Annotated in this window: 23 protein-coding genes; 10 read left to right on the top strand and 13 right to left on the bottom strand. The window is 63.1% G+C overall.

What is annotated here, in order from left to right:
• Window positions 1-100: 100 nt before the first annotated feature.
• The 6 genes from NH14_RS26035 to NH14_RS26010 all read right to left on the bottom strand — a co-directional run bounded on the left by NH14_RS26035 (window position 101) and on the right by NH14_RS26010 (window position 6,102).
• Window positions 101-790 (bottom strand): CBS domain-containing protein, encoded by a 690-nt coding sequence (locus NH14_RS26035; RefSeq protein WP_035529896.1) that lies wholly within the window; start codon window positions 788-790, stop codon window positions 101-103.
• Window positions 791-1,025: 235 nt separating this feature from the next.
• Entirely contained in the window at window positions 1,026-2,024 is a 999-nt protein-coding gene (locus NH14_RS26030; RefSeq protein WP_035529897.1) for a transketolase family protein, read from the bottom strand.
• Window positions 2,021-2,866: a transketolase gene (locus NH14_RS26025; protein WP_035529898.1), complete on the bottom strand. Its 846-nt coding sequence runs from the start codon at window positions 2,864-2,866 to the stop codon at window positions 2,021-2,023. The genes NH14_RS26030 and NH14_RS26025 overlap by 4 nt, the downstream gene beginning before the upstream one ends.
• Window positions 2,867-2,884: 18 nt before the next feature.
• Window positions 2,885-4,222: an MFS transporter gene (locus tag NH14_RS26020; protein ID WP_035529899.1), complete on the bottom strand. Its 1,338-nt coding sequence runs from the start codon at window positions 4,220-4,222 to the stop codon at window positions 2,885-2,887.
• A 90-nt stretch (window positions 4,223-4,312) separates the two neighbouring features.
• Window positions 4,313-5,062 carry an SDR family NAD(P)-dependent oxidoreductase gene (locus NH14_RS26015; RefSeq protein WP_035529902.1) on the bottom strand — a complete coding sequence of 250 codons (750 nt, stop codon included), beginning with the start codon at window positions 5,060-5,062 and terminating at the stop codon, window positions 4,313-4,315.
• 140 nt (window positions 5,063-5,202) lie between these two features.
• A complete protein-coding gene (locus NH14_RS26010; protein WP_035529904.1) occupies window positions 5,203-6,102 on the bottom strand; it encodes a LysR substrate-binding domain-containing protein in 900 nt (299 codons plus the stop codon).
• A gap of 297 nt (window positions 6,103-6,399) precedes the next feature.
• On the opposite strand from NH14_RS26010, the gene NH14_RS26005 reads away from it, so the two are divergent.
• From NH14_RS26005 to NH14_RS25980, 6 genes are all read left to right on the top strand, one after another.
• Complete coding sequence (locus NH14_RS26005) at window positions 6,400-7,341, top strand: LysR family transcriptional regulator (protein ID WP_035529905.1); 942 nt, start codon at window positions 6,400-6,402, stop codon at window positions 7,339-7,341.
• Window positions 7,342-7,414: 73 nt separating this feature from the next.
• On the top strand, window positions 7,415-8,824 hold the full coding sequence (tcuA, locus tag NH14_RS26000; protein WP_035529906.1) for an FAD-dependent tricarballylate dehydrogenase TcuA: 1,410 nt from the start codon (window positions 7,415-7,417) through the stop codon (window positions 8,822-8,824).
• Window positions 8,811-10,034, top strand: a complete 1,224-nt coding sequence (gene tcuB, locus NH14_RS25995) for a tricarballylate utilization 4Fe-4S protein TcuB (protein ID WP_035529908.1) — start codon at window positions 8,811-8,813, stop codon at window positions 10,032-10,034. Before tcuA ends, tcuB begins: the two co-directional genes overlap by 14 nt.
• A 67-nt stretch (window positions 10,035-10,101) precedes the next feature.
• The gene (locus NH14_RS25990) at window positions 10,102-11,412 is read left to right on the top strand and encodes an MFS transporter (RefSeq protein WP_035529909.1); all 1,311 of its coding nucleotides are present in this window, start codon (window positions 10,102-10,104) and stop codon (window positions 11,410-11,412) included.
• A 118-nt stretch (window positions 11,413-11,530) separates the two neighbouring features.
• On the top strand, window positions 11,531-12,829 hold the full coding sequence (locus NH14_RS25985; RefSeq protein ID WP_035529912.1) for an MFS transporter: 1,299 nt from the start codon (window positions 11,531-11,533) through the stop codon (window positions 12,827-12,829).
• Between the two features lie 54 nt (window positions 12,830-12,883).
• Window positions 12,884-13,666 (top strand): substrate-binding domain-containing protein, encoded by a 783-nt coding sequence (locus NH14_RS25980; protein WP_035529914.1) that lies wholly within the window; start codon window positions 12,884-12,886, stop codon window positions 13,664-13,666.
• Here the strand turns inward: NH14_RS25980 and dctA are convergent.
• The 7 genes from dctA to NH14_RS25945 form a co-directional block, all read right to left on the bottom strand.
• Window positions 13,660-14,916 (bottom strand): C4-dicarboxylate transporter DctA, encoded by a 1,257-nt coding sequence (gene dctA / locus NH14_RS25975; protein ID WP_052148248.1) that lies wholly within the window; start codon window positions 14,914-14,916, stop codon window positions 13,660-13,662. The genes NH14_RS25980 and dctA overlap by 7 nt on opposite strands.
• 28 nt (window positions 14,917-14,944) lie before the next feature.
• Window positions 14,945-15,880: a LysR family transcriptional regulator gene (locus NH14_RS25970; RefSeq protein WP_035529916.1), complete on the bottom strand. Its 936-nt coding sequence runs from the start codon at window positions 15,878-15,880 to the stop codon at window positions 14,945-14,947.
• Between the two features lie 92 nt (window positions 15,881-15,972).
• Window positions 15,973-17,106: a mannitol dehydrogenase family protein gene (locus NH14_RS25965; protein WP_035530018.1), complete on the bottom strand. Its 1,134-nt coding sequence runs from the start codon at window positions 17,104-17,106 to the stop codon at window positions 15,973-15,975.
• Between the two features lie 32 nt (window positions 17,107-17,138).
• A complete protein-coding gene (locus tag NH14_RS25960; protein ID WP_035529918.1) occupies window positions 17,139-18,149 on the bottom strand; it encodes a zinc-binding alcohol dehydrogenase family protein in 1,011 nt (336 codons plus the stop codon).
• Between the two features lie 36 nt (window positions 18,150-18,185).
• On the bottom strand, window positions 18,186-19,133 hold the full coding sequence (locus NH14_RS25955; RefSeq protein ID WP_035529920.1) for an ABC transporter substrate-binding protein: 948 nt from the start codon (window positions 19,131-19,133) through the stop codon (window positions 18,186-18,188).
• A gap of 38 nt (window positions 19,134-19,171) precedes the next feature.
• Window positions 19,172-20,203, bottom strand: coding sequence for an ABC transporter permease (locus NH14_RS25950; RefSeq protein ID WP_035529922.1), 1,032 nt, complete (start codon window positions 20,201-20,203; stop codon window positions 19,172-19,174).
• Window positions 20,196-21,737 (bottom strand): sugar ABC transporter ATP-binding protein, encoded by a 1,542-nt coding sequence (locus tag NH14_RS25945; protein ID WP_035529924.1) that lies wholly within the window; start codon window positions 21,735-21,737, stop codon window positions 20,196-20,198. The genes NH14_RS25950 and NH14_RS25945 overlap by 8 nt, the downstream gene beginning before the upstream one ends.
• A 235-nt stretch (window positions 21,738-21,972) precedes the next feature.
• Between NH14_RS25945 and NH14_RS25940 the strand changes: the two genes are divergently transcribed.
• The 4 genes from NH14_RS25940 to NH14_RS25925 form a co-directional block, all read left to right on the top strand.
• Window positions 21,973-22,674 (top strand): FadR/GntR family transcriptional regulator, encoded by a 702-nt coding sequence (locus NH14_RS25940; protein ID WP_035529926.1) that lies wholly within the window; start codon window positions 21,973-21,975, stop codon window positions 22,672-22,674.
• A gap of 114 nt (window positions 22,675-22,788) precedes the next feature.
• The gene (locus NH14_RS25935) at window positions 22,789-23,463 is read left to right on the top strand and encodes an HAD family hydrolase (RefSeq protein ID WP_035529929.1); all 675 of its coding nucleotides are present in this window, start codon (window positions 22,789-22,791) and stop codon (window positions 23,461-23,463) included.
• Between the two features lie 337 nt (window positions 23,464-23,800).
• The gene (locus NH14_RS25930; RefSeq protein ID WP_035529931.1) at window positions 23,801-25,180 is read left to right on the top strand and encodes an MFS transporter; all 1,380 of its coding nucleotides are present in this window, start codon (window positions 23,801-23,803) and stop codon (window positions 25,178-25,180) included.
• Window positions 25,181-25,788: 608 nt separating this feature from the next.
• A partial coding sequence (locus NH14_RS25925; RefSeq protein ID WP_168727160.1) for an ROK family transcriptional regulator occupies window positions 25,789-26,746 on the top strand: 958 nt, incomplete at its 3' end.

The following is a 26,746-nucleotide window of genomic DNA, read 5'->3' as shown; positions in this document are numbered from 1 at the left end:
TGATGACTGGCGTGCATCGAACTGGGCGCGAGCCGGCGCAAGGCGAGCACCACCCCGATGAGATGGCCGCTTGCCCCGCCGCCCCGCTCGCCTGCTCTGTTCACATAGGCGTGAAGTACGTGGGATAGCCGAGGTGGTCCTCGATGCCCTTCACGCCGGCGACGCGTTCGGCGCACACGGAGATGGCCTTGCGCTCTTCCTCGGAGGTCACGGTGCCCCAGAGATGGACCACGCCGTCCTTCACCACGATGTTTTCCGCCGGCATCCCCCAGCGATGCCCATCGAGCGCATGCAGCACGCCCTGGCGTATCGCCTCGTCGGAAGCGAGCACTTCGGGGGCGGCCTGCGCCGCGCGCGCGAGCGCCGCGACCAGGTTCGAGCGGCTCACTATGCCGAGCAACTTGCCGTCCGCCACCACCGGCACCCGCTTGATGCGATGCCGCTCGAGCAAGTCCGCGACTTCGGCAAGCGGCGTGGCCGGCAGCACCGAAATTACGTTCTCCGTCATGATGTCGCTGACCTTGACGGCATGCTCCTTCAGGTACTCCGCCGCGAGCTTGCGGGTCGAATACAGGAACTCCGCGAGCCACGAACGCTGCGGCTTGCCGGTTCCCGTCTCCACGCGGCGCAGCAGATCGCCCTCGCTCACGAGACCGATGATCGTCCCGGCCTCGTCGACGACCGGCAAACCGCTGATGTGATGCTTCGCCATGAGTTCGGCCGCCTCGAAAACGGTCGCCGTGGACACGACGGACACGACGTCCGTGGTCATGATGTCCGATGCTTGCATGAGTGTTCTCCTCGATGTAGGTCAGCACTTCGACCACACTCAATGTAGGCTTCGACGGCTAGTTTCTCTTGATGCTGATCAATTGATCGGGGCCGGCCAAGTTGGGTCCACGTATCGCTGGGCAGTCCCTTCAGCGGCGTGAACGTCTGGCCCGAGATCGAACGACCGCACTCCCGCCACGGTTTGCAGTCGTTCCGGTCTGCCCTGCGTGTATGGCAGCCCAGGTTGCTGTTTATCAGCCGAGCCAGGCCTTGATAGCAGAGGACATCGAGTTCACCGAGATGCCGTAGCGATCATGAAGCGTCGGCAGCGCGCCCGCGGCGAGAAACTCGTCTGGCAATGCGATCTGTCTGAACGGCGGCGTGACGCCCGCGCCGAGCAGAGTGCGGGCCACCGCTTCGCCGAGTCCGCCGATCACCGTATGGTTCTCCGCGACGATCACCATGCGGCCAGCCTTGCTCGCTTCGCGCACGATCGTCGCCGTATCGAGCGGCTTGATGGTCGGCACATGCAGCACGCCCACGCCAACGTTATCCGCTTCTAGCGCCTTCGCGACTTCGAGCGAGCGCATCGTCATGATCCCGGACGAGATCAGCAGCACGTCGTTGCCGTCGCGCAGCAGCTTCGCCTTGCCGAGCTCGAAGCGGTAGTCGTATTCGTCGAGCACGGCGGGCACGTTGCCGCGCAACAGGCGCGCATAGACAGGGCCTTTGTGCGCAGCGATGGCCGGCACCATCTGCTCGATATCGAGCGCATCGCAAGGATCGATCACCGTCATGTTCGGCATTGCCCGCATCAACGCGAGGTCTTCGGCCGCCTGGTGGCTCGGGCCGTAGCCCGTGGTGAGCCCCGGCAGCGCGCAGACGATCTTCACGTCGAGATTGTCTTCGGCAATGGTCTGATGGATGAAGTCGTAGGCGCGGCGCGTCGCGAACACGGCATAGGTCGTGACGAACGGCTGCGCACCTTCGTGCGCGAAGCCCGAGGCTGCGCCCATCAGCAATTGCTCGGCCATGCCCATCTGGAAGTAGCGCTCGGGAAATTCCTTCGCGAAAATGTGCAGGTCCGTGTATTTGCCAAGGTCGGCTGTCATGCCGATCACGTTGGCCTTCGTGCGCGCGAGTTCGCAAAGCGCGTGTCCGAACGGCGCGGAACGCGTGACCTGGCCTTCGCCCGCGATCGACGCGATCATCGCGGAGGTCTTCAGGCGCGGCTTCTTTTCGATGGTGCTCATGCTTGTCTCCCGGCTTCGAGTGCCTCGAGCGCGAGCTTCCACTCGTGCGCATCGACGCGGATAAAGTGATTCTTTTCGCGCTGCTCGAGAAACGGCACGCCGCAGCCCATTTTTGTGTCGCAGACGATGATGCGCGGCTGCGCCTTGTCATGCCCGCGTGCGTTGTCGAAGGCGCGCTTCACCGCCTCGATGTCGTTGCCGTCCACGCGCTGCGTGTACCAGCCGAAAGCTTCGAGCTTCTCGACGAGCGGCTCGAACGCCATGATTTGCATGGAAGGTCCGTCGGCCTGCTGGTTGTTCACGTCGACGATGGCGATCAGGTTGTCGAGCTTCCAGTGCGCGGCGGACATGAGGCCTTCCCAGATCGCGCCCTCGTCGAGTTCGCCATCGGAGAAGAGCGTGTAGACGAACGCGTCCGAGCCCTTGCGCTTGAGGCCGAGGCAGCGTCCCACCGCAATCGTGAGGCCCTGGCCCAGCGAGCCGCCCGACATTTCCATGCCCGGCGTGTAGCTCGCCATGCCCGACATCGGCAGGCGGCTGTCGTCGCTGCCATAGGTTTCGAGTTCCTCGGCGGGCAGGATGCCGGCTTCGAGCAGCGCCGCGTACAGCGCGATCGCGTAGTGCCCGTTCGACAGCAGGAAGCGGTCGCGCTCTTCCCAATCGGGGTCGTGCGCGCGGTAGCGCATTGCGCCGAAATACGCGACGGCGAGCACGTCCGCGATGTCGAGCGCCTGGCCGATATAGCCCTGGCCCTGCACTTCGCCCATCAGCAGGGCGTTTCTTCGGATGCGGTACGCGCGCTCGACGAGCGTCACGTCCTCGGTAATGACTTCGCTGTCCATTTAGGGCTCCTTCGGAGGTCAGCGGTTGACAGAGCGGGCGGGAACGAGGAACACGAGCAAGGCGCCCAGCGTCACCGCCAGTGAGATGAATACGAGGCCGGCAGTCGATTTCCCGGTGAGATCGTTGAGCCAGCCGACGATCGCGGGCGAAAAGAACCCGGCGAGATTGGCAAAGCAGTTCACGGCGGCAATGCCCGCGGCGGCCGATACCCCGCCGAGCAGCGCCGTGGGCAGCGACCAGAACTGCGAGGACGACACGAGAATGCCGGCCGATGCGATGCTCAGGCAGACGATCGATGCCCCCACGCCGCCGAGCATGGGCAAGGTCGCGAAGCCGGCGGCCGATACGAGCATCGGAATCGCGAGGTGCAGCCGGCGCTCGCGGCGGCGGTCCGCGCTCATGCCGACCAGCGGCAGCGCAACGATGGCGCAGAGATACGGAATCGCCGTGAAAATCCCCACCCAGAGCGGATCGGCAACGCCCGCCTTGCGGATGATGGTGGGCAGCCAGAACGTCAGGCCGTACTGACCCAGCACCACGCAGAAGTAGATCGCGGCCATGAGCCACAAGCGCCGGTCGCCCACGAACGCGCGGATCGAGAGGTGGGCGGTGCGGTGCGCGTCGTCGCCCGCCACGTTGCGCGCGAGCAGCGCCTTTTCGGCATCCGTGAGCCACTTCGCGCTGGCGATGCCGTCATCGAGAAACAGCAGGATGGCGATGCCGAGCACGAGCGACGGCAAGGCTTCGAGCAGGAACAGCCACTTCCAGCCTGCCATTGCCATCGTGCCGTGCAACCCATGCAGGATCGCCCCGGAGAGCGGCCCGCCCACGATGCCCGCCAGCGGAATCGCCATGAAGAAGAGCGAGAGCGCCTTGGCGCGGCGCGCCGACGGGTACCAGTAAGTCAGATAGAGGATCACGCCGGGCGCGAAGCCCGCTTCGGCAACGCCGAGCAAAAAGCGCAGCGCGTAAAAAACGACCGGCGATTTGACGAACACGAAGCTCGCCGAAATGACCGCCCACGTCAGCATGATCCGCGCCAGCCATTTGCGCGCGCCAACCTTGTGAAGCACGAGATTGCTTGGCACTTCGAACAGAAAGTAGCCGAGAAAGAAAATGCCTGCACCCATGCCGTACACGGTTTCGCTAAAGCGCAGATCATTGAGCATCTGCAGCTTCGCGAAGCCGACGTTGACGCGATCCAGATACGCGCCCAGGTAGCAGAGCATCAGGAACGGAATCAGCCTGCGGCTCACCTTTGCGTAGGTTCTGGCTTCGAAACTCGGCGCATCGCTGCGCGCGGGGGCATCGGGCGCCTCGTCAGCGATGAGCGGCGCACTGTATCGGGACTTCATGGTTGTCTCCTGCCACGGCCCCGGGTGGTCCCGGGTGCCTGTCAATACCTGCCGCGCGAGCGCGGCGCTTTGGTTCAGCGCATCGCAGCGTCAGTGAATGAGCATGCCGCCGTTGACGTCCAGCGTAATGCCCGTCAGGTAGCTCGACAGGTGGCTCACGAGGAAAAGGCACGCGTTGGCAACGTCGGCTGCGTCGCCGAGCCGGCCGAGCGGAATGCCCTTGATGATGTCGGCGCGCATCTCGGGCGTGAGCTTGTCGCCCGTGATATCGGTCTGGATCAGTCCAGGCGTGATCGAATTCACGCGGATGCGGTTCGGACCGAACTCGCGCGCCATTGCCTTGGCAAGGCCGAGCACGCCCGCCTTCGCAGCGCTATAGTGCGGGCCGCCGAAAATGCCGCCGCCGCGCTGCGCGGAAACCGACGACATGCAGACGATGCTGCCGCCGTTCTGGTCCTTCATGACGGGGATCACGGCCTGGGACATATAGAGCGTACCGCGCAGATTCACGTCGACGATCGCGTCGAAGTCCTTGCCGCCGATTTCCAGCGTGCGCACCGGTTGCGTAATGCCCGCGTTGTTGATGAGGCCGTCGATGCGGCCGAAGTGTTCGAACGTCGCGCGCGCGGCCTCGACACACGCGGCCTTGTCGGTCACGTCGCAGGCGAGCCCCAGGTGCCCCGCGCCGAGATCGGCGGCAGCGGCCTGAGCGTCTTCCTTGCGCAGATCGAGAATCGCAATGCGTGCGCCTTGTGCAGCCAGCGCCTTCGCCGTGGCCTTGCCGATTCCGCGGGGCGAGGCCGCGCCCGTCACGATGACGATCCGGTTCTCGAGCAACATGAGATGTCTCCTGAGTGTTGATTGGTGACTCAAGTGTCGGCGCACAGAGCCCCCGCATCAACGCGGAAACGTTCAACGATAGCTGAGAAAAATTCAGATGGACCCGGCGCCCCCGGCGCACACGGGCGCGCGCCGCGCGTTCAGCGCCGCGCCGGCTTGCCGGCTGCCGCCTCGCGCTCCATCCAGGCGAGGAAGCGCTGGACGCGCGGCAGATCGGCGTTCTGCGTCGGGTAAACCAGATGATGCGCGCCCACTTCGACGGCATGGCTCTCGTCGAAAACCGGCACGAGCAGTCCGTCCCGGATTTTTACCGAGGCGAGCATGAGGCTTTCGAGCGCGATGCCCAGACCCAGCACGGCGGTCTCCAGCGACATATACGAGCGGTCGAACGAAAAGTCGAATGTTTTACGCGCCGCCGGCACGCCTGCCCTGCCGAACCATTGTTTCCACTGAACGAGCGGCGACTCCGAATAAATGAGGCGATGGTCCAGCAAATCCTCGGGCGTGCGCACCGGATGCTGTGCGAGATACGCGGGAGAAGCCAGCGGCGCGATGAATTCGCCGCGCACGGTCTTCACTTCGAGGTTGTCCCAGTTGCCGTAACCGTGGCGGATGTCGATGTCGTAAAAGCCGTTCGAGAACGAAACGTTTTCATACGAGCAGGCCACATTGAGCTGGATGTCGTCATTCGCCTGCTGAAACGACGAAAGCCGTGGCAGCAGCCACATGAGGCCGAAACTCGGGCTCGAGTGCACGCGCAGGATATCGAGTTCCGCGGGGCTCGACGCGCGCTCGGTCGCGCGGCTCAGGTCCGCGAGCGACCCTGTCACATCGGAGAGATAGCGCTGGCCCGTTGGCGTGAGAACGAGGCCTCGCCCCGAACGCTGGAACAAGGGCTGGCCGATGATCGACTCGAGATTGCTGAGTTGATGGCTCACCGCCGAAGCGGTGAGTCCGAGTTCCTCGGCCGCGCGGTTCACGCTTTTCGTCCTGGCCACGCTTTCGAACGCGATGATTGCCTTGAGCGGCGGAATACGCATGGTGAAATTTCTTTCAGTTGCAGTTCGTCCGGCCACGCATACCGCCAGGGTGCAGCACACGACTGAACAGGAGATAGCCATGCATTATCCGCATTTCCATGCAGCAGTGCGAGACGATCCGCGCGCATGCAACCAGATAGTCGATGAAGTCTGCATCTCGAGGTTTACAATCGGCGCGATGGCGACGCGTCGACAGAAATTAAGCTGCTTTGTGGCCAGATGAAGGCGTCCGCTCAATCGCATCACGCTCGATGCGCGCGAACCGGTCTTCCGGGACCGCAAACTCTGAGGCTTTCGATGGAACTCCGGCAGTTGCGATATTTCGTCAGCGTCGTCGAACACGGCAGCATGGGCAGGGCCGCGCTCGAGCTGGGCGTCGTCACGTCGGCGCTCAGCCAGCAGATCAGCAGGCTCGAAAGCGAGCTCTCCACGCGGCTGCTGCAGCGAACCTCGAGCGGCGTCGTGCCCACCGATGCAGGTCTCGCCTTCTGGCGTCAGGCGCAACTCGCGCTGCGCCACATCGACGACGCCGCCCATGCCGCCCGCCAGGCGCGCCTCTCGGGCCATGTCAGCGTGGGTCTCGCGCCCAGCACGACAGGCGTGGTCGGTCTCGCTTTCATGCAGGCGATGCGCGAGCGCTATCCCGATGTGCGGCTGCGCATGGTCGAAAGCCTCTCCGGTTATCTGGGCGCAATGCTCGGCGCACGGCAAATCGACCTGGCGATCCTGTTCCGCGAAGAGCCCGCGCAACGCTGGAGCGTCATGCCGCTGCTCGACGAGCGCCTGTTCGTGATCGGTTCCGCGGCGCTGCCCGGCATGCCCGAGCGGCCGAGAACCTCCATCGCGAAGCTGGGCGCCCTGCCGCTGATCCTGCCAAGCGGCGCACACGGCCTTCGCGCCCTGCTCGACGCCGCCTTCAAACGCGCCGGCTACGCGCCGCGCATCGCCGCCGAGATCGACGGCCTCGCCATGCTCATGGACGCCGTGCGCGGCGGACTCGGTGCAACGATTCAACCCGGAGCGGCACTCGCACGCGCCGAGAACGCGTCGCTGGCGAGCGTGCCGCTCGTCGAAAAATACGCGACGAGGCCGAACCTGATCGCGAGCGTCTCGGACGACGAGCTTTCGCCCGCCGGGCTGGCCGCGCGCGTCGTGCTCGCCGACGTCGCGCGCGAGACCGTCGCCGCTGGCCGCTGGCCCGGCGCAACGCTGCGCCGGCCCACCCTTCACGAAACCTGAAGACCTGTTGCCGGCTCGCTGATGGCGGCGCCGCCCCCTGCTTCTTATAGTTGTCTCAAAGGAGACAACTCAGATGGTCGACGTTCTTGTAATCGGCGGAGGCAACGCCGCGCTGTGCGCCGCTTTGATGGCGCGAGAAGCCGGCGCCTCGGTCCTGCTTCTCGAATCGGCGCCGCGCGAATGGCGGGGCGGAAATTCCCAGCACACTCGCAACCTGCGCTGCATGCACGACGCGCCGCAGGACGTGCTCGTCGATGCATATCCTGAAGAGGAGTACTGGCAAGACTTGCTCAAGGTGACCGGCGGCATCACGAACGAGGCGCTCGCACGGCTCGTGATCCGGGCATCGTCGACGTGCCGTCCGTGGATGCACAAGCACGGCGTGCGCTTTCAGCCGCCGCTTTCCGGCGCCCTGCACGTCGCGCGAACCAATGCCTTCTTCATGGGCGGCGGCAAGGCGCTCGTGAACGCCTACTACCGCAGCGCCGAAGCGCTCGGCGTGCAGATCCGCTACGACACGCCTGTCGACGCAATCGAGCTCGACGCGGGCCGCTTCGTCGCGGCGCGCAGCGGCGCGCAACGTTTCGAGGCGCGCGCCTGCGTGCTCGCGGCCGGCGGATTCGAATCGAATCGCGAATGGCTGCGAGAAGCGTGGGGCCAAAACGAGCGCGGCGAATGGCCCGCCGACAACTTTCTGATTCGCGGCACGCGCTTCAATCAGGGCGTGCTGCTCAAGCACATGATCGACTCGGGGGCCGATGCGATTGGCGATCCGTCGCAGTCGCACTGCGTCGCCATCGACGCCCGCGCGCCGCTCTACGATGGCGGCATCTGCACGCGTATCGACTGCGTATCGCTCGGCGTCGTCGTCAACCGCGACGCGCAGCGTTTTTACGACGAGGGCGAAGACTTCTGGCCAAAGCGCTATGCGATCTGGGGGCGGCTCGTCGCGCAGCAGCCGGGCCAGATCGGCTATTCGATCATCGACGCGAAGGCCGTTGGCCGTTTCATGCCGCCGGTCTTCCCGGGCGCGAAAGCCGATTCGCTGAACGAACTGGCGCGTCAATTGAATCTTCCCGAAGCGGCGTTCGTCGAGACGATTCGTAGCTACAACGCAGCGTGCCGCGCTGGCGCCTTCGATCACACGGCACTCGACGACTGCCGCACCGAAGGCCTCACGCCAGCGAAAACCCACTGGGCGCGGCCACTCGATACTCCGCCCTTCTTCGGCTATGCATTGCGGCCGGGCATCACGTTCACCTACCTGGGACTCAAGGTCAATGACCGCGCCCAGGTGCATTTCGGCGGGCGCCCTAGCGCAAACCTTTTCGTCGCTGGCGAAATGATGGCCGGCAACGTGCTCGGCAAGGGTTATACCGCAGGCGTCGGCATGTCGATCGGCACCGCATTCGGACGCATTGCCGGCACGCAGGCCGCGATGGCTGCTGCTCATCACACTGGAGTTCAACGTGCAAAAGCTTGAAGCGCTTGCCCGCGAAGCGCGGGAACTCGCCTCGCCTTCCGTCATCACCCGCCGCACCGCCATGAGCGAACCCGCGACGCCGATTATCCGCGTGCTCCCTCTCACGCAAAACGAAGCCGAAGTCGCACGGCAGATGCAGATCTGCAATGCATGCCGTTACTGCGAAGGCTTCTGCGCGGTCTTTCCCGCGATGACACGGCGCCTCGAATTCGCCAAGGCGGACGTCAACTATCTCGCCAACCTGTGCCACAACTGCGGCGCGTGCTATCACGCATGCCAGTACGCCCCGCCCCATGAATTCGCCGTGAACGTGCCGAAGGCAATGGCCAAAGTCCGCGTCGAAACCTATGCCGAATATGCGTGGCCCGCATCGATGGGCGCGCTCTACAAGCGCAACGGATTGACTGTCGCGCTTGCGCTCGCGATCGGGCTCGCCCTCTTTCTGGCGCTTGGCACCGGGTTCAAGGGCTCGCTGTTCGCAGGCGCATTGGGCGGATTCGGCGGCAACTTCTACGCAATCTTCCCGCATAACCTGCTCGCGGCGATGTTCGGCGCGGTCTTCGGCTTCGCGATTCTCGCGCTCGGCATCGGCGTGTCGAAATTCTGGCGCGACGTGTCGGCGGGACCGGCCAGCGCGCCGGCCGTCGCCGAGGCCGCGAAGCACGCGCTCACGCTGAAGTATCTCGACGGGGGCCATGGCGAAGGCTGCAACGAGTCCGATGATGCGTTCACGCTCGCGCGGCGGCGTTTTCATCATTTGACTTTCTATGGCTTCATGCTCTGCTTCGCAGCCACGGTGGTGGCCACCTTCTATCACTACGCGCTCGGCCTTCACGCGCCCTACCCGGTGCTCAGCCTGCCCGTGCTGCTCGGCACGACCGGCGGAATCGGCTTGCTCGCCGGACCGGCGGGCCTGCTCTGGCTGAACCTGCGTCGCGACCCGGCCCGCAGCGATCCGAACCAGCGTCCGATGGACCGCGGCTTCATTGCGCTGCTGCTGCTCACCAGCGCCTCGGGCCTCGCGCTCCTCGCGTGGCGCGATAGCGCCGCGATGGCCTGGCTCCTGGCCCTTCACCTCGGCGTCGTGATGGCGCTCTTCGCCACGCTGCCCTACGGCAAATTCGCCCACGGGATCTATCGCAGCGCAGCGCTTCTCAAGTCATCGATCGAAAAGCGGCAAGCCAGCCGTCTGCAGCTCGGCTCGGATTGATGGCGCCCCCACGGCAATGCTTTCGATGGGCAGGCGCAGTCGCATAACACATCCATGGAGACAACTCATGCATCCCTCATCGCTCAATGCCGGGGACAACGCGCAGGTTCGAACGTCGAAATTCGGCGCGGTCCTGCGCGTGACCAGCGGCAATTTTCTGGAGCAGTTCGACTTCTTTCTTTTCGGCTTCTATGCGACCACCATTTCGCACATCTTTTTCCCGTCGAAGAGCGAGTTCGCCTCGCTGATGCTCACCTTCAGCGTGTTCGGCGCGGGCTTTCTGATGCGTCCGCTGGGTGCGATCGTGCTCGGCGCGTACATCGATGAAGCAGGCCGCCGCAAAGGGTTGATCGTCACGCTTTCGATCATGGCATGCGGCACGATCCTGATCGCGTGCGTGCCCGGATACGCGACGATCGGCTTGCTGGCGCCGGCCCTCGTGCTGCTCGGACGCCTGTTGCAAGGCTTTTCCGCGGGCGCCGAACTGGGCGGCGTCTCGGTCTATCTGGCGGAAATGGCGACGCCGGGCCGCAAAGGCTTCTATACGAGCTGGCAATCCGCGAGCCAGCAAGTCGCCATCGTGGCCGCAGCCGCGCTCGGCTATCTGCTCAATCATTTGATGACGGCCAGCGAAATCGGCGCATGGGGATGGCGCATTCCGTTCTTCGTCGGCTGCGCGATCGTGCCGATTATCTTTGTGCTGCGACGCACGTTGCAGGAAACCGACGAGTTCAAGGCGCGCACGCATCATCCGCGCGCCCGCGAAGTATTCGCGACCATGCTGCAAAACTGGCGGACGGTGCTCGCCGGCATGCTGCTCGTGGCCATGACGACCACCACCTTCTACCTCATCACCGTCTATACGCCGACCTTCGGCAAAGCCGTTCTGAAACTCACTACCGGGGATAGCCTGATCGTTACGCTGTGCGTGGGCCTTTCGAACTTCTTCTGGCTGCCGGTGGGCGGGGCGCTCTCGGACCGCATCGGCCGCAAGCCGATTCTCATTGCCATCACGGTGCTCGCCATCTGCACGGCGTATCCGTCGCTCTCCTGGCTTGCGTCGGCGCCGAGCTTCGGCCGCATGCTCGCCGTGCTGCTGTGGTTCTCGTTCTTCTTCGGCATGTATAACGGCGCGGCGGTCGCAGCGCTTACGGAAGTCATGCCGGCCGAGGTTCGCGTGGCCGGTTTCTCGCTCGCGTTCAGTCTCGCCACCGCGGTTTTCGGCGGCTTCACACCGGCCGTATCGACGTATCTCATCGACATCACGGGCGACAAGGCCGCGCCGGGCTACTGGCTGTGTTTCGCCGCTGCATGCGGGCTCGTCGCGACCCTCGCGCTGTATCGCCGCGGCGGCGCCGCCCTTGCATTGCGGCATTGATCAGCTTTTGACATCAATACTTCGAAAAATTGCAATTTTCGTTTAGGGCGTCCTGAGTCAATATTCCCTGCATACAAGCGCGGACCACGCTTATTCCGCGATTTCAGGAGACACATTGATGCATCCTTCGCCCTCTACCCTTTCGGCCGGACGTTCAAAAGCCGCGGCGGTATTCCGCGTAACGGCCGGGAATTTCCTCGAGCAGTTCGACTTCTTTCTGTTCGGCTTCTACGCGACGCAAATCGCCAGCGTCTTCTTTCCTGCGACGAGCGAATTTGCCTCGCTGATGATGACGTTCGCAGTCTTCGGCGCCGGCTTTCTGATGCGCCCGCTGGGCGCGATCGTGCTGGGCGCGTACATCGACGACGTGGGCCGCCGCAAGGGCCTCATCGTCACGCTCTCCATCATGGCGAGCGGCACGATCCTGATCGCGTTCGTACCGGGCTACGCGACTATCGGGCTGCTGGCGCCCGCGCTGGTGCTCGTTGGCCGGCTCCTGCAGGGGTTTTCGGCAGGCGCTGAATTGGGGGGCGTATCCGTGTATCTCGCCGAGATGGCCACGCCAGGCCGCAAGGGCTTCTTCACGAGCTGGCAGTCCGCCAGCCAGCAAGTCGCCATCGTCGTGGCGGCGGCGCTCGGCTTTGCCCTCAACCAGGCGCTGAGCGCAACGGCCATTGCGGCGTGGGGATGGCGAGTGCCCTTCCTGGTCGGCTGCATGATCGTGCCGTTCATTTTCATGCTGCGCCGCAATCTGGAAGAAACGCAGGAGTTCAAGGCGCGCCAGCATCGTCCCACGATGAACGAAGTGTTCCGCACGCTGGCCCAGAACTGGGCGGTCGTGGTCGCCGGCATGATGCTGGTGGCGATGACCACCGCGAGCTTCTATCTGATCACGGTCTATGCGCCGACTTTCGGCAAGACGGTCCTGCATCTGAGCACCGCAGACAGCTTGCTCGTGACGCTGTGTGTCGCCGTGTCGAACTTCATATGGCTTCCGATAGGCGGCGCCCTCTCCGACAAGATCGGCCGCCGGCCGCTCCTCGTCGGCATGACGATGCTCGCCATCGCAACCGCCTACCCCACGCTGTCGCTGCTCGCCCATGCGCCGAGCTTCCAGAACATGCTGCTCGCCCTCCTTTGGCTCTCGTTCATGTACGGCATCTATAACGGCGCGATGGTCGTCGCACTGACCGAAGTGATGCCGGCGCAAGTGCGCGTTGCGGGTTTCTCGCTCGCCTATAGCCTCGCGACGGCGGTTTTCGGCGGTTTCACGCCAGCGATTTCGACGGCGCTCATCCACATGACCAACGATAAGGCCGCACCCGGCTACTGGATGAGCTTCGCCGCGGCCTGCGCGCTTTGCGCGACGTTCGCGCTCTATCGCCGGCGCGCGGTAACTTTGACGCCGGCGCATTAATGCGCTTCTAGTTGCGCACACAACTATTATCCGCTATCTGACACGACTCCGATCATGAAGAATCTGCTTCTGAAACTCTGCGCGGCAACGCTCGTCGCAACCTCGGCCGCCGGGGCGAACGTGCAGGCCGCCGACCTGCACGTCATGAGCTCGGGCGGCTTTACCGCGGCGTACAAGCTCCTGGGTCCCAAGTTCGCAGCCGAGACGGGCAACACGCTCGATACCGCGCTGGGTCCGTCGATGGGCAAATCGCCCGAAGCGATCCCCAACAGGCTCGCGCGCGGCGAACCTGCGGACGCTGTCATCATGGTGGGCTACGCACTCGACGAACTGATCAAGGAAGGCAAGGTCATCCCCGGATCGCGGGTCGAACTGGCCGATTCGCGCATCGGCATGGTCGTGCGTGAAGGCGCGGCGAAACCCGATATCAGCTCGGCAGATGGTCTCCGGCAGGCGCTGCTGCATGCGAAGTCGATCGCCTACTCGGACAGCGCGAGCGGTGTCTATATCGAGCGGGAGTTGTTCGAGAAGCTCGGCGTCGAAGAACAGGTCAAGCCGAAGGCGAAGATGATCCCGCGCATTCCGGTGGCTTCGGTGGTGGCGAACGGCGACTACGAAATCGGCTTTCAGCAGGTGAGCGAGCTGTTACCCGTCAAGGGGGCGAGCTTCGTCGGAAAAATCCCGGAGTCTCTGCAGTCCGTCACGCGTTTTGCCGCCGGCATTCCCGTCAACGCGCAGCATCCAAAGGAAGCGAAAGCCCTGCTCGACTATCTGGCGTCCCCTGGCGTACAAGCTGAAGTGAAAGCGACGGGGCTCGATTCGGTCTCCACTCACTGAGGCCCGAGCATGCGGGCGAGACGCGTGCGATCGCACGCGCCTTGCCACATCGAAACGAAGATCACCGCGCACGCGTTGCTGATTACGCTCGTCAGGGCGCGCGCCTCGGACATGAAGCGGTCGATGCCCACCAGCAGCGCCACCCCGGCGACAGGCAAATCGGGAATCACCGTGAGCGTCGCGACAAGAGCAACCAGTCCGCTGCCCGACACGCCGGCCGCGCCCTTCGACGTAAGCAGCATGACTGCGAGCATCATCGCGATCTGCGGCGCGGACAGCGGCACGTCGCACGCCTGCGCAATGAACATCGAGGCGAGCGTCAGATAGATCGCGGTGCCGTCGAGATTGAACGAATAGCCCGCGGGCAGCACGAGCCCGACTACCCCCTTGTCGCAGCCGAGCGCCTCCAGCTTCGCGATCAGGCGCGGCAGCACCGGCTCCGTCGACGACGTCGCCAGAACGATGAGCAACTCCTCGCGAAGGTATCGCAAGAGCCGCCAAAGCGCGAAACCGTGAAGCCGCGCAAGCACGCCAGGCACCAGCGCAATGAACAGCAGGCACGCCACGTAGAAGGAAACCATCAGCATGCCGAGCGAGCCAACCGAGCGGATGCCGAAGCGGCCCACCGTAAAAGCCATCGCGCCGAACGCACCGAGCGGCGCGAGTCGCATGATCATCGTCAGAATGCGGAACAGGATCTGCGCCAATCCGTCGATGAGCGCTAGCACCGGCCTGCCCGCGTCCGGAACCGAATTTAGCGCAAAGCCGAATAGCAGCGAAATCAGCAACACGGGCAGCACCTCGCCATTTTCGAAGGCGCCGGGCAAGGTATCGGGAATGACGCTCAGCGCGAACGCGACAAGGCCGTGTGGCTGCGCGTGCCTCGCATATTGCGCGAGGACGGACACGTCCAGATGTTGAGCGTCGATGTGCATGCCCGCGCCAGGCCGCAGCACGATAGCGGTGGCAAGCCCCAGCGCGAGCGCCACGGCAGTCAGCGCATAAAAGAGCGCCAGCGCCCACAAGATGGTGCGCCCGATCGCCTTCCCGTTCGCAAGCGAAGTGATGCCGGAGACGATGGTGCAAAAGACAATCGGCGCAATCATCATCCTCATGAGGCTAACAAAGCCGTCGCTCAAGGGCTTGAGCAGCGCGCCGGCCTGCGGCCACAAGTGACCGACTGCCATGCCGAACACCATGCCCAGCAGGACTTGCACATAGAGCAAACGAAGCGGTCTTGCCAGCATCACAAGGGGAGTTTCCTGTCTAGCTGCTTTTTCAGGGATGCGCGGTGTCCGAGGCATCGGGGTTTGCCACCGCACTACGCTTCATTTCGACAATCGTTCTGTGAAACTCCTGCGCAGCCGGGGTGAGCGGGCGTCCTCTGCGTCTCACGATGCCGACGCGCCGCTTTACCACCGGTTCGACGAGCGGCACGCTAGTGAGGATGGGGTGGTTGTGCCCGGGCATGGCCATTGACGGCACCGCCGCGACACCGAGGCCCGCTTCGACCAGACCCAGCATGGTCGTGACATGGCGCGTCTCGCAGACACTCGGCAAACGCGGCGTCACGGCCGAAAGCGCCTGATCGAGCAAGAGCCGGTTGCCGGAAGTCTTGTCCACCGAGACATACTCATGCTCGTAAAGCTCGTTCCAGGTCACGCGCTTCTTGCGCGCGAGCGGGTGATCGCGACGGCAGGCGGCAACGAAGCGCTCCTGCAGCAGCACTTTAAACTCGACCTCGGACTCCTGGCTGCCCACGAAGCTCACGCCGAAATCAGCCTCTCCGCTGATGACGGCCGAGAGCACCTCGTTGGCGCTCACATCGAGCAATTTGACCCGAATGCGGGGAAAGCGGCGATGATAGCTCGCGATAGCGCCCGGCAGGAAGTAGTAGGCCACCGAGGGCACGCAGGCGACGGTGACGTGCCCCAATCGGCTCGATGAAACATCGCGGATGCCGAGCAACGCGACATCGAGATCGTCGAGCAGTTGTTCGGCGCTCCGCGCGAACACGCGGCCGACCGTGGTGAGCGCGACGCTGCGCGTGGTGCGCTCGAACAGCCGTACGCCGAGCGCTTCCTCGAGCTTGTCGATCCTGCGGCTCAAGGCCGGCTGCGAGATGCTCACCGCCTCGGCGGCCTTGCGGAAGCTTCCGAGCTCCACCACTGCCCGGAATGCCTGCAAGTCATTCAAGTCGAAGTTGATGCCCACCGGCCAATCTCCGCGTTCTGGATGCGGATATTTTGCACGATGGCGCTCAAAGCGCCCATTGGGAACAATGCGCGGTTGCGGATCTTCGTTGATCAGACGAGTCCATGACTCGTCAGCACGCCACGCAAGCGCGGCTGAGCGTTTCGCATCGACAGGGCGTTCGCGAGCTCGATCAGCGGCAACACCCGCCTCTTGACCTTCGCTACGTGGTTTTGCGCGATGTCTGCAATTCGATGCTCGAGGTACGGATTGCAGAACCGCTCGCGCACGCTGATCAGGTAGTCCTCGGCCTGGTTGCCCATGCCCAGCGCATCGAAGACAGGCATGACCTCCTCGCGCCATACGGCTTCGATTTCAGCACGCATACGCGAATCGTTCATTGCATCGAGCACCGTCTCGGCCAGCGGCCGCCCTTCGATAAGCCACTGCTGCGCCAGCCAGCTGTGGCCAAGATTGAGAACAAACAGCTTCAACCTTTCGTGGCTGCGCAAGTCGTCAGTCAGAACAAGGTTCTCGTGGAAGCACGGTAACTCCATTCCCGCACGTCGCTCGACCGCCCACAATGCATAGGGCTCAGCCACCGCGCCCACCGGATCAATCGGTTCGGAGACGATCCGGTCAACGAGCGAGTTCACCCAGACGCAGCGCTGCCGTACGTAGTCGATGAAAGGCTCGGGCAATGACCATTGCGTTGCCAGCCCGAGCACGATCTCGCGCAGGGTATCGCCGTTGTTCTCCACCAATTCGCACGGGAAAATCGACAGGCCGTCGCCGGGGCGCTCCTGCCAACGCACATGAAGCAAGGCGAGCAGCTTCGCGGGGTAGCTGCGAGGCACGCCGCCGCCAGTCGAAAGCAGATCGGGCGTATCTCGCTCGTCGAGGCGGTAGCCCGTGTCGCCGGTGTTCGACACGATGACGCGCACGTCTTCGATCGTTGCGCGGCGAACCGTCGTCCAGTCGCGATCGGCAATCCACGCGGAGCGAATGCCGTCGCAGACGACGACTTTGTCCACCACCGCGCCGTGCTCCCTGCCGCGGATCCGGACGGGATAGCCGCCATGCCGCGACAGCGCAGCGACACGCGCCTGACTGACGGGATTGCTGGTGGTCTGCACGACGCCGATGCCGCCAATCGCATCGCCGCGATCCAGTGCCTGGGACACAAATAACGCAACATGCGCGAGAAGAAATCGGCTCGTGCCGAACTGAAGTATCGGTTCACTCATGCGGCCCGCCCCGAACGTTGCACAGCATTCGGTCAGCACTCTACCAACGCTTTCACCACGGTCTGCCCGGTCTCGAGCAAACGCGGCAGCGCCTCCGGGACATCGGCGAGCCGCATTCGGTGCGTGTTCAGGGCTTGATCCGGAATGCGCCCCGCGCGCATGGCTTCCAGCACGGTCTCGAAGTCGGCGGCGGTTGCGTTCCGGCTGGCGAGCAAGGTCATCTCGCGCTTGTGAAACTCCGGGTCGGAGAACGTTACCTGCCCCGGCACAATGGAGATCAGCGTGTATTTGCCGCCGTGGGCTACAAATCCGAATCCGCGGTTCATCGCATCGATATTGCCTGTCGCGTCAAAAACGACATCGAAGAATTCGTCGTGCGTGAGCGACGCAAGTTGTTCAGCGTCCGTGGGGCCGACAGCAACCGCAGCGTCGACATTCAACTGAGACTTGCAAAGCGCCAGACGATCGGAACGCGTATCGAGGCAGGTCACGTTGGCGCCCCGCAGTTTCGCAAAGATCATTGCGGCCATGCCAATCGGACCGGCCCCGACCACCAGCACACGTTGGCCGGCCGATACCTCCGCGCGTCGCACCGCATGCGCCCCGATCGCCAAAAATTCGAGCATCGCGGCCTGATCGAGCGTAACGCCTTCCGCTTTATGAACGAACTGCGCGGGTATGCTGAGGTACTCGGCAAGTGCGCCGTCTCGATGCACACCCAACACCTTGATGTCGACGCAACAGTTGGTCTTGCCTTGCCGGCACGCGACGCAATGCCCGCACGACAGATACGGCATGACGTAGACGCCGTCGCCTGGAGCCAATCCCGAGTCGTGATCAGCCTCGACAACCACACCGGAAAACTCGTGTCCCATCACGCGCGGGTACTGCAGATAAGGCTGATTGCCCGTGAAGATATGCAGGTCGGTGCCGCAAATTCCAACGCGAGATACACGCAGCAGTACTTCGCCGCCTGCTCGAACGGGCGTGTCGGAATGCTGTGCGCGCAGCACTCCCGGCGATTCGCAAATCACGCTAAGCATGGGAATGTCCTTTCGGTTAGCTAAACATCGGCATCGTCAGTAAAGGACGTTCTTTGCCGTGGACGAGTCGAGATTTTGCTTGTCGACCATCACCACGCCCGTATCGATATCCTTCGCGACGCTCTTGTGTTCGATGACGTTCACGACCGTCTGAATTCCCTTGTATCCCATCTGGTATGACCCTTGGACCGCGATCCCCTGGATTGTCCCGTCGCGCACGAAATTTTGCAGGTCCTGATTGCCATCGAACCCGATTGCCACCACTTTGCCCGCCTTTCCGGTCTGCTTGAGCGCGCGTCCCACCCCGACTGCCGTCGGCTCGTTAGCACCGAAAATCCCCTTCAAATCGGGATTCGCGGAGAGTACATCGGTGGTCTGGTTGAGGGCCGTCGCCATCTGGGACTGCGAGTAGTACGGGCCGACGATCTGCAGTTTCGAATGCGCCGCGAGATACTTCTTGAAGCCGCCGACACGCCCGATTTCCGATCCAGCACCCGGAACGTAGGACATGAGCGCGATCTTTCCCGACTGACCGACGCGGTCGATCAGCGCCTGTGCGCAAAGCTCGCCGGCCTTCTCGTTGTCGGTGGAGAGAAACGACTGGTAGTACTGCTTGCCGGCATCGGACAGCGCGGAGTCGATCAGCACAACGGGAATGTGCGCCTCCCACGCTTTCTTGATGGCCGGCACGAGCGCATCGGGATCGGACGGCGCAAGCACAATGCCCGCGACGTGCCGGTTGACTGCATTCTCGACCATGTTCACTTCAGCCGTGATATCGGATTCCGCGGCCGGGCCCTGGAAGGTCATCGTGTATCCCTTCGCGCCGTCGAGTGCGGCGTTCGCGCCTTTCTGCACGTTTTGCCAGTAGTTCGAATTAACCGTCTTGACGATTACGGCGATCTCGCCGCCTGCCGCATGCGCGCCCGTGCTGAAAGCCGCGCACAACAACGCCGATACCGCAAAAATCGAAAGCTTCTGCATGTCTCGCTCCTCTTTTTTCGTGGTTGAACAACGTTTGATTAACGCTTCCTGCTTCGCAGCTGATCGACCCAGACGGTGCCCAGAATCACGACGCCGATGATGATCTGCTGAATGAAACTCGACACACCGTTCATGTTCAGGCCGTTGCGCAGCACGCCAATGACGAATGCGCCGATGGCGGTGCCCGAAATCGTGCCCACGCCGCCCATCAGCGACGTTCCGCCGATCACGGCGCTGGCGATCGCGTCGAGCTCGTACATGACGCCTTCGTTGGGCTGACCCGTCACGAGACGCGACATCAGCACGCAACCTGTGACGCCGGCCAATGCGCCGGAAAGCACGTAGGCGAACATCGTTACGCCTCGAACGTCGACGCCGGACAGACGAGCCGCTTCGGGGTTGGAGCCGACCGCGTAGATATGCCGGCCGAGCGAAGTCTTCGACAGGAGGATGGCGCCTGCGATGAAGAACACGATCATGATGACGACGGGATAGGGAATGCCCGGAAACGTCGTATCCGGAAATCCATCCGCGCCGATATGGGAAACCCGGAACAAGGCCCCGTTACCGAGGACTCCGAACGCATTGCCGAGGTCCGAGACCGGCCGGGCTCCGGTAATTTGCAGAGCGAGACCGCGAGCGACCAGCATCATGCCGAGCGTCGCAATGAAAGGCGGCAACCCCATGCGCGTGACACAGATCCCGTTGACGTATCCGCACAGCGCACCTACGAGCACGCCGCAAAGCATGGCGAGGGGCACCGGAATGCCGGCCTTCGTGAGCAACGCGGCCGATACGCCCGCGAGCGCCAGCACCGAGCCGACCGACAGGTCGATACCGCCTGTGATGATGACGCACGTCGCGGCCACGCCCAGGTAGGCGATCGATGTCACCTGCAAGCTGACGGTCATCATGTTGCCGACAGAAAAGAAGGCCGAACTGGTGACCGAGAACGCAATGACAAGGGCAACGAGGCTGCCCAGAGCCGCGAACTTCTGAATGAGGTCGCGGCGCCGCTGTCGAGCCGGGCGGTCCGCCGGCTGGCTACGATCCGAAGTCATTTCAAGCATGTGCGCGCCCCGAAGCAAAGTGCATGATCTCCTCCTGACTGGTGTGTTTCGTTTCCAGAACGGCCGTTATCCGCCCCTCGTGAAAAACAGCGATCCGATCGGTCATTCCAAGCAACTCGGGCAACTCGGAGCTGATCAATACGACGCCCACTCCGTCCGCGGCAAGCCGATCCATCAGGCCGTAAATGGCGAACTTCGCGCCTACGTCGATGCCGCGCGTGGGCTCGTCGAAGAACAAAATCTTCGACCCTCTGTACAACCATTTGCCGATCACCACCTTTTGCTGATTGCCGCCTGAAAGGTTGCGAACGATCTGCGCAACCGAAGGCGTGCGAATGGCCAGGTCATGCACATAGCGATGCGCGATTGCGGCTTCTTCATCGAAGCGCAGGAAGCCCGCGCGAGACGAGATGCCGCCAACGTTCGAAAGCGTGATATTCGCGGCGACAGACATCCCGAGCGCGAGGCCCTCCTGCTTGCGGTCTTCCGAGAGGTAAGCAATGCCATGGCGAATCGCTTCGCGCGGCGAGCGAATCGTCACGCGATTGCCGAGCAACTCGAGCGTCCCTTCGTCCAGCCTGTCCGCGCCAAAGATCGCTCTGGCGACCTCCGTGCGGCCCGCCCCCATGAGACCTGCGAAACCAAGGATTTCGCCTTTACGCAACTCGAATGACACGGGGCCAAATACGCCATTGCGGCGCAGTTCCCGCGCGCTCAGCAGCACCTCCTTCGTGGGTGTGGATTGCCGCGCAGGGTATGCATCATCGAGGGATCGCCCCACCATGCGCGCGACAATGTCATTCACCGTCAACGCTGCGAAATCGTCAGTCGAAATATGCCGGCCGTCGCGCAGGATCGTTACGCGATCTACGATCTGTGCCATCTCGTCGAGGCGATGCGAGATGTAAAGGATCGCCACGCCAGCCGCGCGGAGTTCCTGAATGATTCGAAAGAGCTGTGCCGTTTCCGATTCGGTCAAGGAAGACGTCGGCTCGTCCATGATCACCACGTTCGAATCGAACGAAAGCGCTTTTGCAATTTCAACCATCTGCTGCTGGGCAATCGACAGGGTGCCCACCAGCGTCGCAGGCGGCACGTCGAGGCCGATTCGTTGCAGGCAGCGCACGGCATCCGCGTTGAGCTTGCGGGTATCGACGAACGGACCGCGCTTCGGCTCGCGGGCAAGGTAGAGATTCTCCGCCACGCTCAAATGCGGAATGAGGTTCAGTTCCTGATGAATGATCGCGATGCCGGCGGCCTGCGCCTCCCGCGTCGAACCGAACCGGACCGACGCGCCGCGAAAACGCATGGTGCCTTCGTCAGGCGGGTACTGGCCGCTGATGATTTTCATCAGCGTCGATTTGCCGGCGCCGTTCTCGCCGCAAACCGCGTGAACCTCGCCCTCCCGAAGGTCCAGACGAATGCCATCGAGGGCCACTACGCCGGGAAATCGCTTCACGACGCCTTCGAGGCGCAGGATCTCTCGTCCCGGCTCAGCGACAGCAAGGCTTGATGGACTGCGGGGCTGCGTCATTGCGTCTCCATGTCCGGCCAACCGCAGGCCTGCATGCGGTCAGTCCAATTTGAGTGAATTAAAGCCAAATTCACCCGTTTGGTCAAGCCAACATTGATTTATATATACAGATCTTACCAATAGTAGAAACCCCACTGGCTCCTTCGATCGCTTGCGAAGCAATGGCTGTGAGCCATCGTGCTAGACTTTGACGCAGGCTCCAGGGCCCTTCGCGGCGCCCATTTCACCCCCCACGATGAAATCAACAGAACCCAAGCGGCTTTACCAATCCATCGCCACCCAGATCCTCGCGTTGATCCGTCAAGGTGAATTTCCGCCAGGAGAACGTTTGCCGCCCGAACGCGAGCTGGCGCTGCAGTTGGGCGTGTCGCGACCGTCGCTACGCGAGGCCTTGATCGCGCTCGAGATCGGCGGCCAGGTCGAGATACGAATGGGATCGGGCGTCTATGTTTGCGAGGCGGGCGAGGACGCCGCAGGCACTGTGGGAGCGCTGGGCGACAGTCCATCGGAATTGATGCAGGCGCGAGCCACTATCGAAGGCAGTGTGGTCGTGCTCGCCACGGCGCATATGACCGCAGCCATGCTGGATCGGTTACGCCGCACAGTCGAGCGGATGCGCCGACTCGCGGCGGCGGGCAAATCGCCCGTTGAGGCGGACCGGCAATTTCACATGTTGATCGCGGAAGCCGCAGGCAATTCGGTGCTCAGCCGCTATATGGGAGAGTTATTCGACAGCCGCCACGACCCGATCGCAGCGGCCATGCGAGGTCATGCGGAAAGCCCCCAAACCTGGACGGCAGCCGTTCGCGAACATGAGGCTGTGCTCAAGGCTTTGCAGGCCGGCGACCCGATCGCAGCGCAAACAGCGATGCGCGCGCACCTCATGGCTTCCGAAGAGCGGTGGATTAGCGGAGCGTTGAAACAGGGTATGGATTAGCGACCCATATTGATTGACAGGGCTGGGCAAATTTCCGGCGGAATCGACCATGAATCGTTCCGCGCTGCGGGTATAGTGGCATGCAACACCTCAAGCACCCAGGATACTTTGCCTATGTTTTCCGCTGCAATCTTCGACATGGACGGGTTACTGATCGATTCGGAGCGAACGATCATGAACACGTGGATATCCGTCGGACAAGAACTTGGCGTTCATATCCGGCCTGTCGACTACGCCGAGATCATCGGGAGATCGCTGCCCGAGTGCCACGCGATGCTGGCGAAAATGTTCGGAGCGGAGCCGCTCTTTCAGGAAGCGCTTACGCGCGCCCGGCAGCGGCTGCACTCTCCGGCGAATCCACCGGTCTTTCCACTGAAGCCAGGAGTACGTGGCCTGCTCACTGCATTGGCCAATGCTGGAGTCCCATGCGCCGTCGCGTCGTCATCAGGCGGACAAGAGATTCGAGCCCGGCTTGCACGGGTCGACGTGCTCGACTTCTTCGATGCGATCGCGGGTGGGGATGAAGTCGCTCGTGGTAAACCCGATCCGGCCGTGTATGAGCTTGCGGCTTCCCGGCTGGGGAAATCGCCGGGCGATTGCCTGGCGTTTGAGGATAGCGAGAACGGTGTGCTTGCCGCACATCGCGCAGGGATACGGGTCGTGATAGTGCCGGATGTGAAGCAGCCACCGGCTGAAGCCATCGGGGTTAGCATGGCAATGCTTGGGAGTCTCGATCAGGCTATCGGGCACGCTTCGACGTGGTTCGGCATAGAAGACCTGACCGCGTAAATCCCGTCGCGCATAAATTTTCCTGGCGTCGTGCTGGCGTCGTTTACAGGCAGATTTACGGCGCGAATGCGGCAGTCCGATTTTGAGCAGCGCAATAGACTCAATTAAAACAGCATCGCCACGCCGCTGGCTTCTCAAGTCGTCCGCCTTCGCAACGCCATGGCGCGCAAAGCATTCGCTAGCGCCATCAAAACCGGGTAGCGCACCTGTGACGAAGCTTCGCGCCTGGCCCACCTTCATCCTTAATGAATCGGACATGGCTCCGTTTTGGCGTCCGCCAGAGCGGGCCGGTGCGGCATGCCGGCTCTGATGCATGCCGCAAAGAAAGGAGACACGCATGACCGCGCTGGAAAAGAAAGCTGCCGTTTCTGCCATGGCGTCTGGGGATGAAACATCCGCAGCGTTCAAACGACGCTTCATGATAAGAATGATCACGGTGATTACCGGCGGCACGTTTCTGGACGGCTATATCCTTGGCATCGTTGGCCCGGTGTCCAGCAAGATGACCGCCGAACTCGGCATATCGACCGTCTGGGAGGGGCTGATCGCGGCCGGCGCATTGTTCGGGATCCTGATCGGATCGCCGCTGGGCGGGTGGGCCGGCGACAAGTTCGGCCGCAAACCGCTTTTCATGCTCGACATGGCGTTGTTCGTAATCGCGTCGGTCATGCAGTTCTTCGTCGGATCCGCGCAGTTATTTATCCCGTTACCGCTGCAACTGTTTGTGGTGCGCCTGCTCATGGGCATTGCGATCGGCGCGGAATACTCGGTGGGTTGGCCGCTGTTATCGGAATTCTCTCCGGCCAGGATTCGCGGGCGGCTCATGGGGTTGACCCTCATCGCCTGGTATGCCGGCTTCATGTTCGCCTTCGTCGTGGGCTATCTTCTGGACCGCTATACGGACCTCGGGTGGCGCAACATCCTCGGCACCAGCACCTTCATCGCGGTGGCGTTGTTTCTGGGCCGGCTTGGCATGCCCGAGTCGCCTCGCTGGCTGTGGAGCAAGAATCGTCTCAACCAGGCACGCGCCGTCGCTTATCGGTATATGGAAAGCGCCTCGGACATGGCCGACATGGAGCGGGAGGCGACTCACTCGGGCGGCGGCTTTGCGATGCTGTTCTCCCGTCAGTATTGGCGGGTCACGCTGTTTGTGTCGCTGTTCTTTTTCTGTGTGGTCACGCCGTACTTCGCCATCGCCACATTCGCCGACAGCGTGCTGCAGAAGTTCGGTCTCGGTGGCGGTCTCGCCGGAGGGGTCGGACTGTCTGCGGTCGCGTTGGCCGGGAGCGTGGCCACGGTCTTGCTGATCGACAAGGCCGGCCGCCGTGTGCTGACCGTCCCGCCGCAATGGATCATTACGGTGATCCTCGTGATTCTCGGCATGTGGTCGGGTGCGCCTGGCGTGGTCGTGCTGGGCCTGTTCCTCGCATTCTCGTTCTTCAACGCAGGCTGCGGCACGCTCACCTGCATCTACCCGGGCGAGGTATTTCCGACCGAGATCCGCGGGATCGGAACGGGTTTCGCGGCCGCCTTCAGCCGGATAGGAGCAGGCCTCGGTACGTTCCTGATGCCCTGGTCCATCGCCAATCTCGGCCCCTCGGTGACCATACTCATCGCTGCGGGCATCGCTGCTGTCGGTGCTGGCGTGTCGCAATGGCTCGCGCCCGAAACCAAAGGCAAGAGCCTCAGCGAAACGGCCTCCGGGTTTTCACACTAGCCGCAGACCCTGTGGATCGATCTGACCGGTCGACCGTCCGAAGCGCGAACGATTGACGCAGACGGGAATACGGTTCACGACCAGAAAAAAGACGGTGCGACTCGACGAGTCGCACCCAAAACGCGCCTCTCTCAGCAGCGTCAAAAACGGTTCGGCGGGTGTCCTCGGACGAGAGGCTGCATGCCCACGAACGCACCCGTCTGGCCGTGTCCCGGCAGCGGATTTTCGTTGCAGGATCTGCCGGACTGAACCCCACCCGCGCCCTCGCTGTTTGCATCAAGCCCGAAGTTGGCCGTTGAACTGTTAGCGCGCCATCTCCTCGGCAATTAATTAATTCATGTTGGTTTATTTAAACATGTGACCGGGGCATGTCAGCCTTCGGAAATCCCTTTTCGAACTGAGAGAGCCTCCGGAATGCCTGCGTGCTCGCCGCGCACGGCGGCGGTTCATAGCCTGTCGTGCCTTCCCGCGCCCAGACCCGCACCTGACGATGGCCGGGATTTCCCCAGGCTGACAAGCGAGTGGGTTCCGATATTAAATAAATCAACTTGATTTATTTAGTCGCCAGCACCGTTGCATCGAACCGCTGGCGTCACTGGAGGAGACCCGTGAGAAGTCCGCATGTCGGCCAGGGCAGCAACTCGGCCAATGTCCGCCGCTTCAACGAGCGCCTGCTGCTGCAGGCGCTGCGGCGCGCCGGCGAGGCCTCGAAGGCCGATCTCGCCCGCCTCGCCAATCTCACCAGCACGGCGGTGGGCAGCATCATCACCTCGCTCACGGAGAACGGCCTGATCGAGATGAGCGGCCGGCGTCTGGACGGCGGCCGCGGCCAGCCCGCCTCGCTGCTGCGCCTCGCGCCGCGCGGCGCGTTCGCCATCGGCGTGCGCCTGGACCGGACCAACATCGAAACCGTGCTCGTGGACTTCGCGGGCCGGATGATCGGGCGCCGCTCGCACGACATGCTGCTCCCCGCACCGCCGCTCGCGCAGGAAATCGTCCAGCGGGATATTCGCGAACTCTCAGGATTGCTTGACAAATCCGAACGCAACCGTCTTGCCGGCATTGGCGTGGCGCAGCCGTACAACCTCGGCAGCTGGCTGAGCGAGCTGGGCCTGCCCGCTGAAGCATTCCGCGTCTGGAACGACGTCGATTTCGCGAGCGATCTGGGCCGCGCGCTCGGGCTGCCCGTGTTCAGCGAAAACGACGGCAACGCCGCCGCCATCGCCGAGATCTTCTACGGCTGCGGGCGCCAGCGCGACGACTTCCTTTATCTCTTTCTCGGCGCGGCCATCGGCGGCGGCATTGCGATTGACGGCGACTGCGTGCGCGGCCTCAACGGCAACGCGGGCGACTTCGCCGTGATGCCCGTGCCGCCGAGCGCCCTGCCCTCGGCGCACAAGCCCGCCGGCAAATGGGACATCCTGCTTTCGCGCGCCTCGCTCATCGCGCTGCGCCGCCATCTGCAGTACCACGGCGAGAAAGTCGACAACCGCGCCGATCTCGAAGCGTGTATCGCGCGCGGCCATCGGGCCGTCGAGGAATGGCTCGACGACTGCATCGACGCGC

Source organism: Paraburkholderia sacchari, assembly GCF_000785435.2.
Taxonomy (GTDB): Bacteria; Pseudomonadota; Gammaproteobacteria; order Burkholderiales; family Burkholderiaceae; genus Paraburkholderia; species Paraburkholderia sacchari.
The sequence above is the reverse complement of the archived record's forward strand: the minus strand, read 5'-3'. Positions and strand labels throughout refer to the sequence as shown.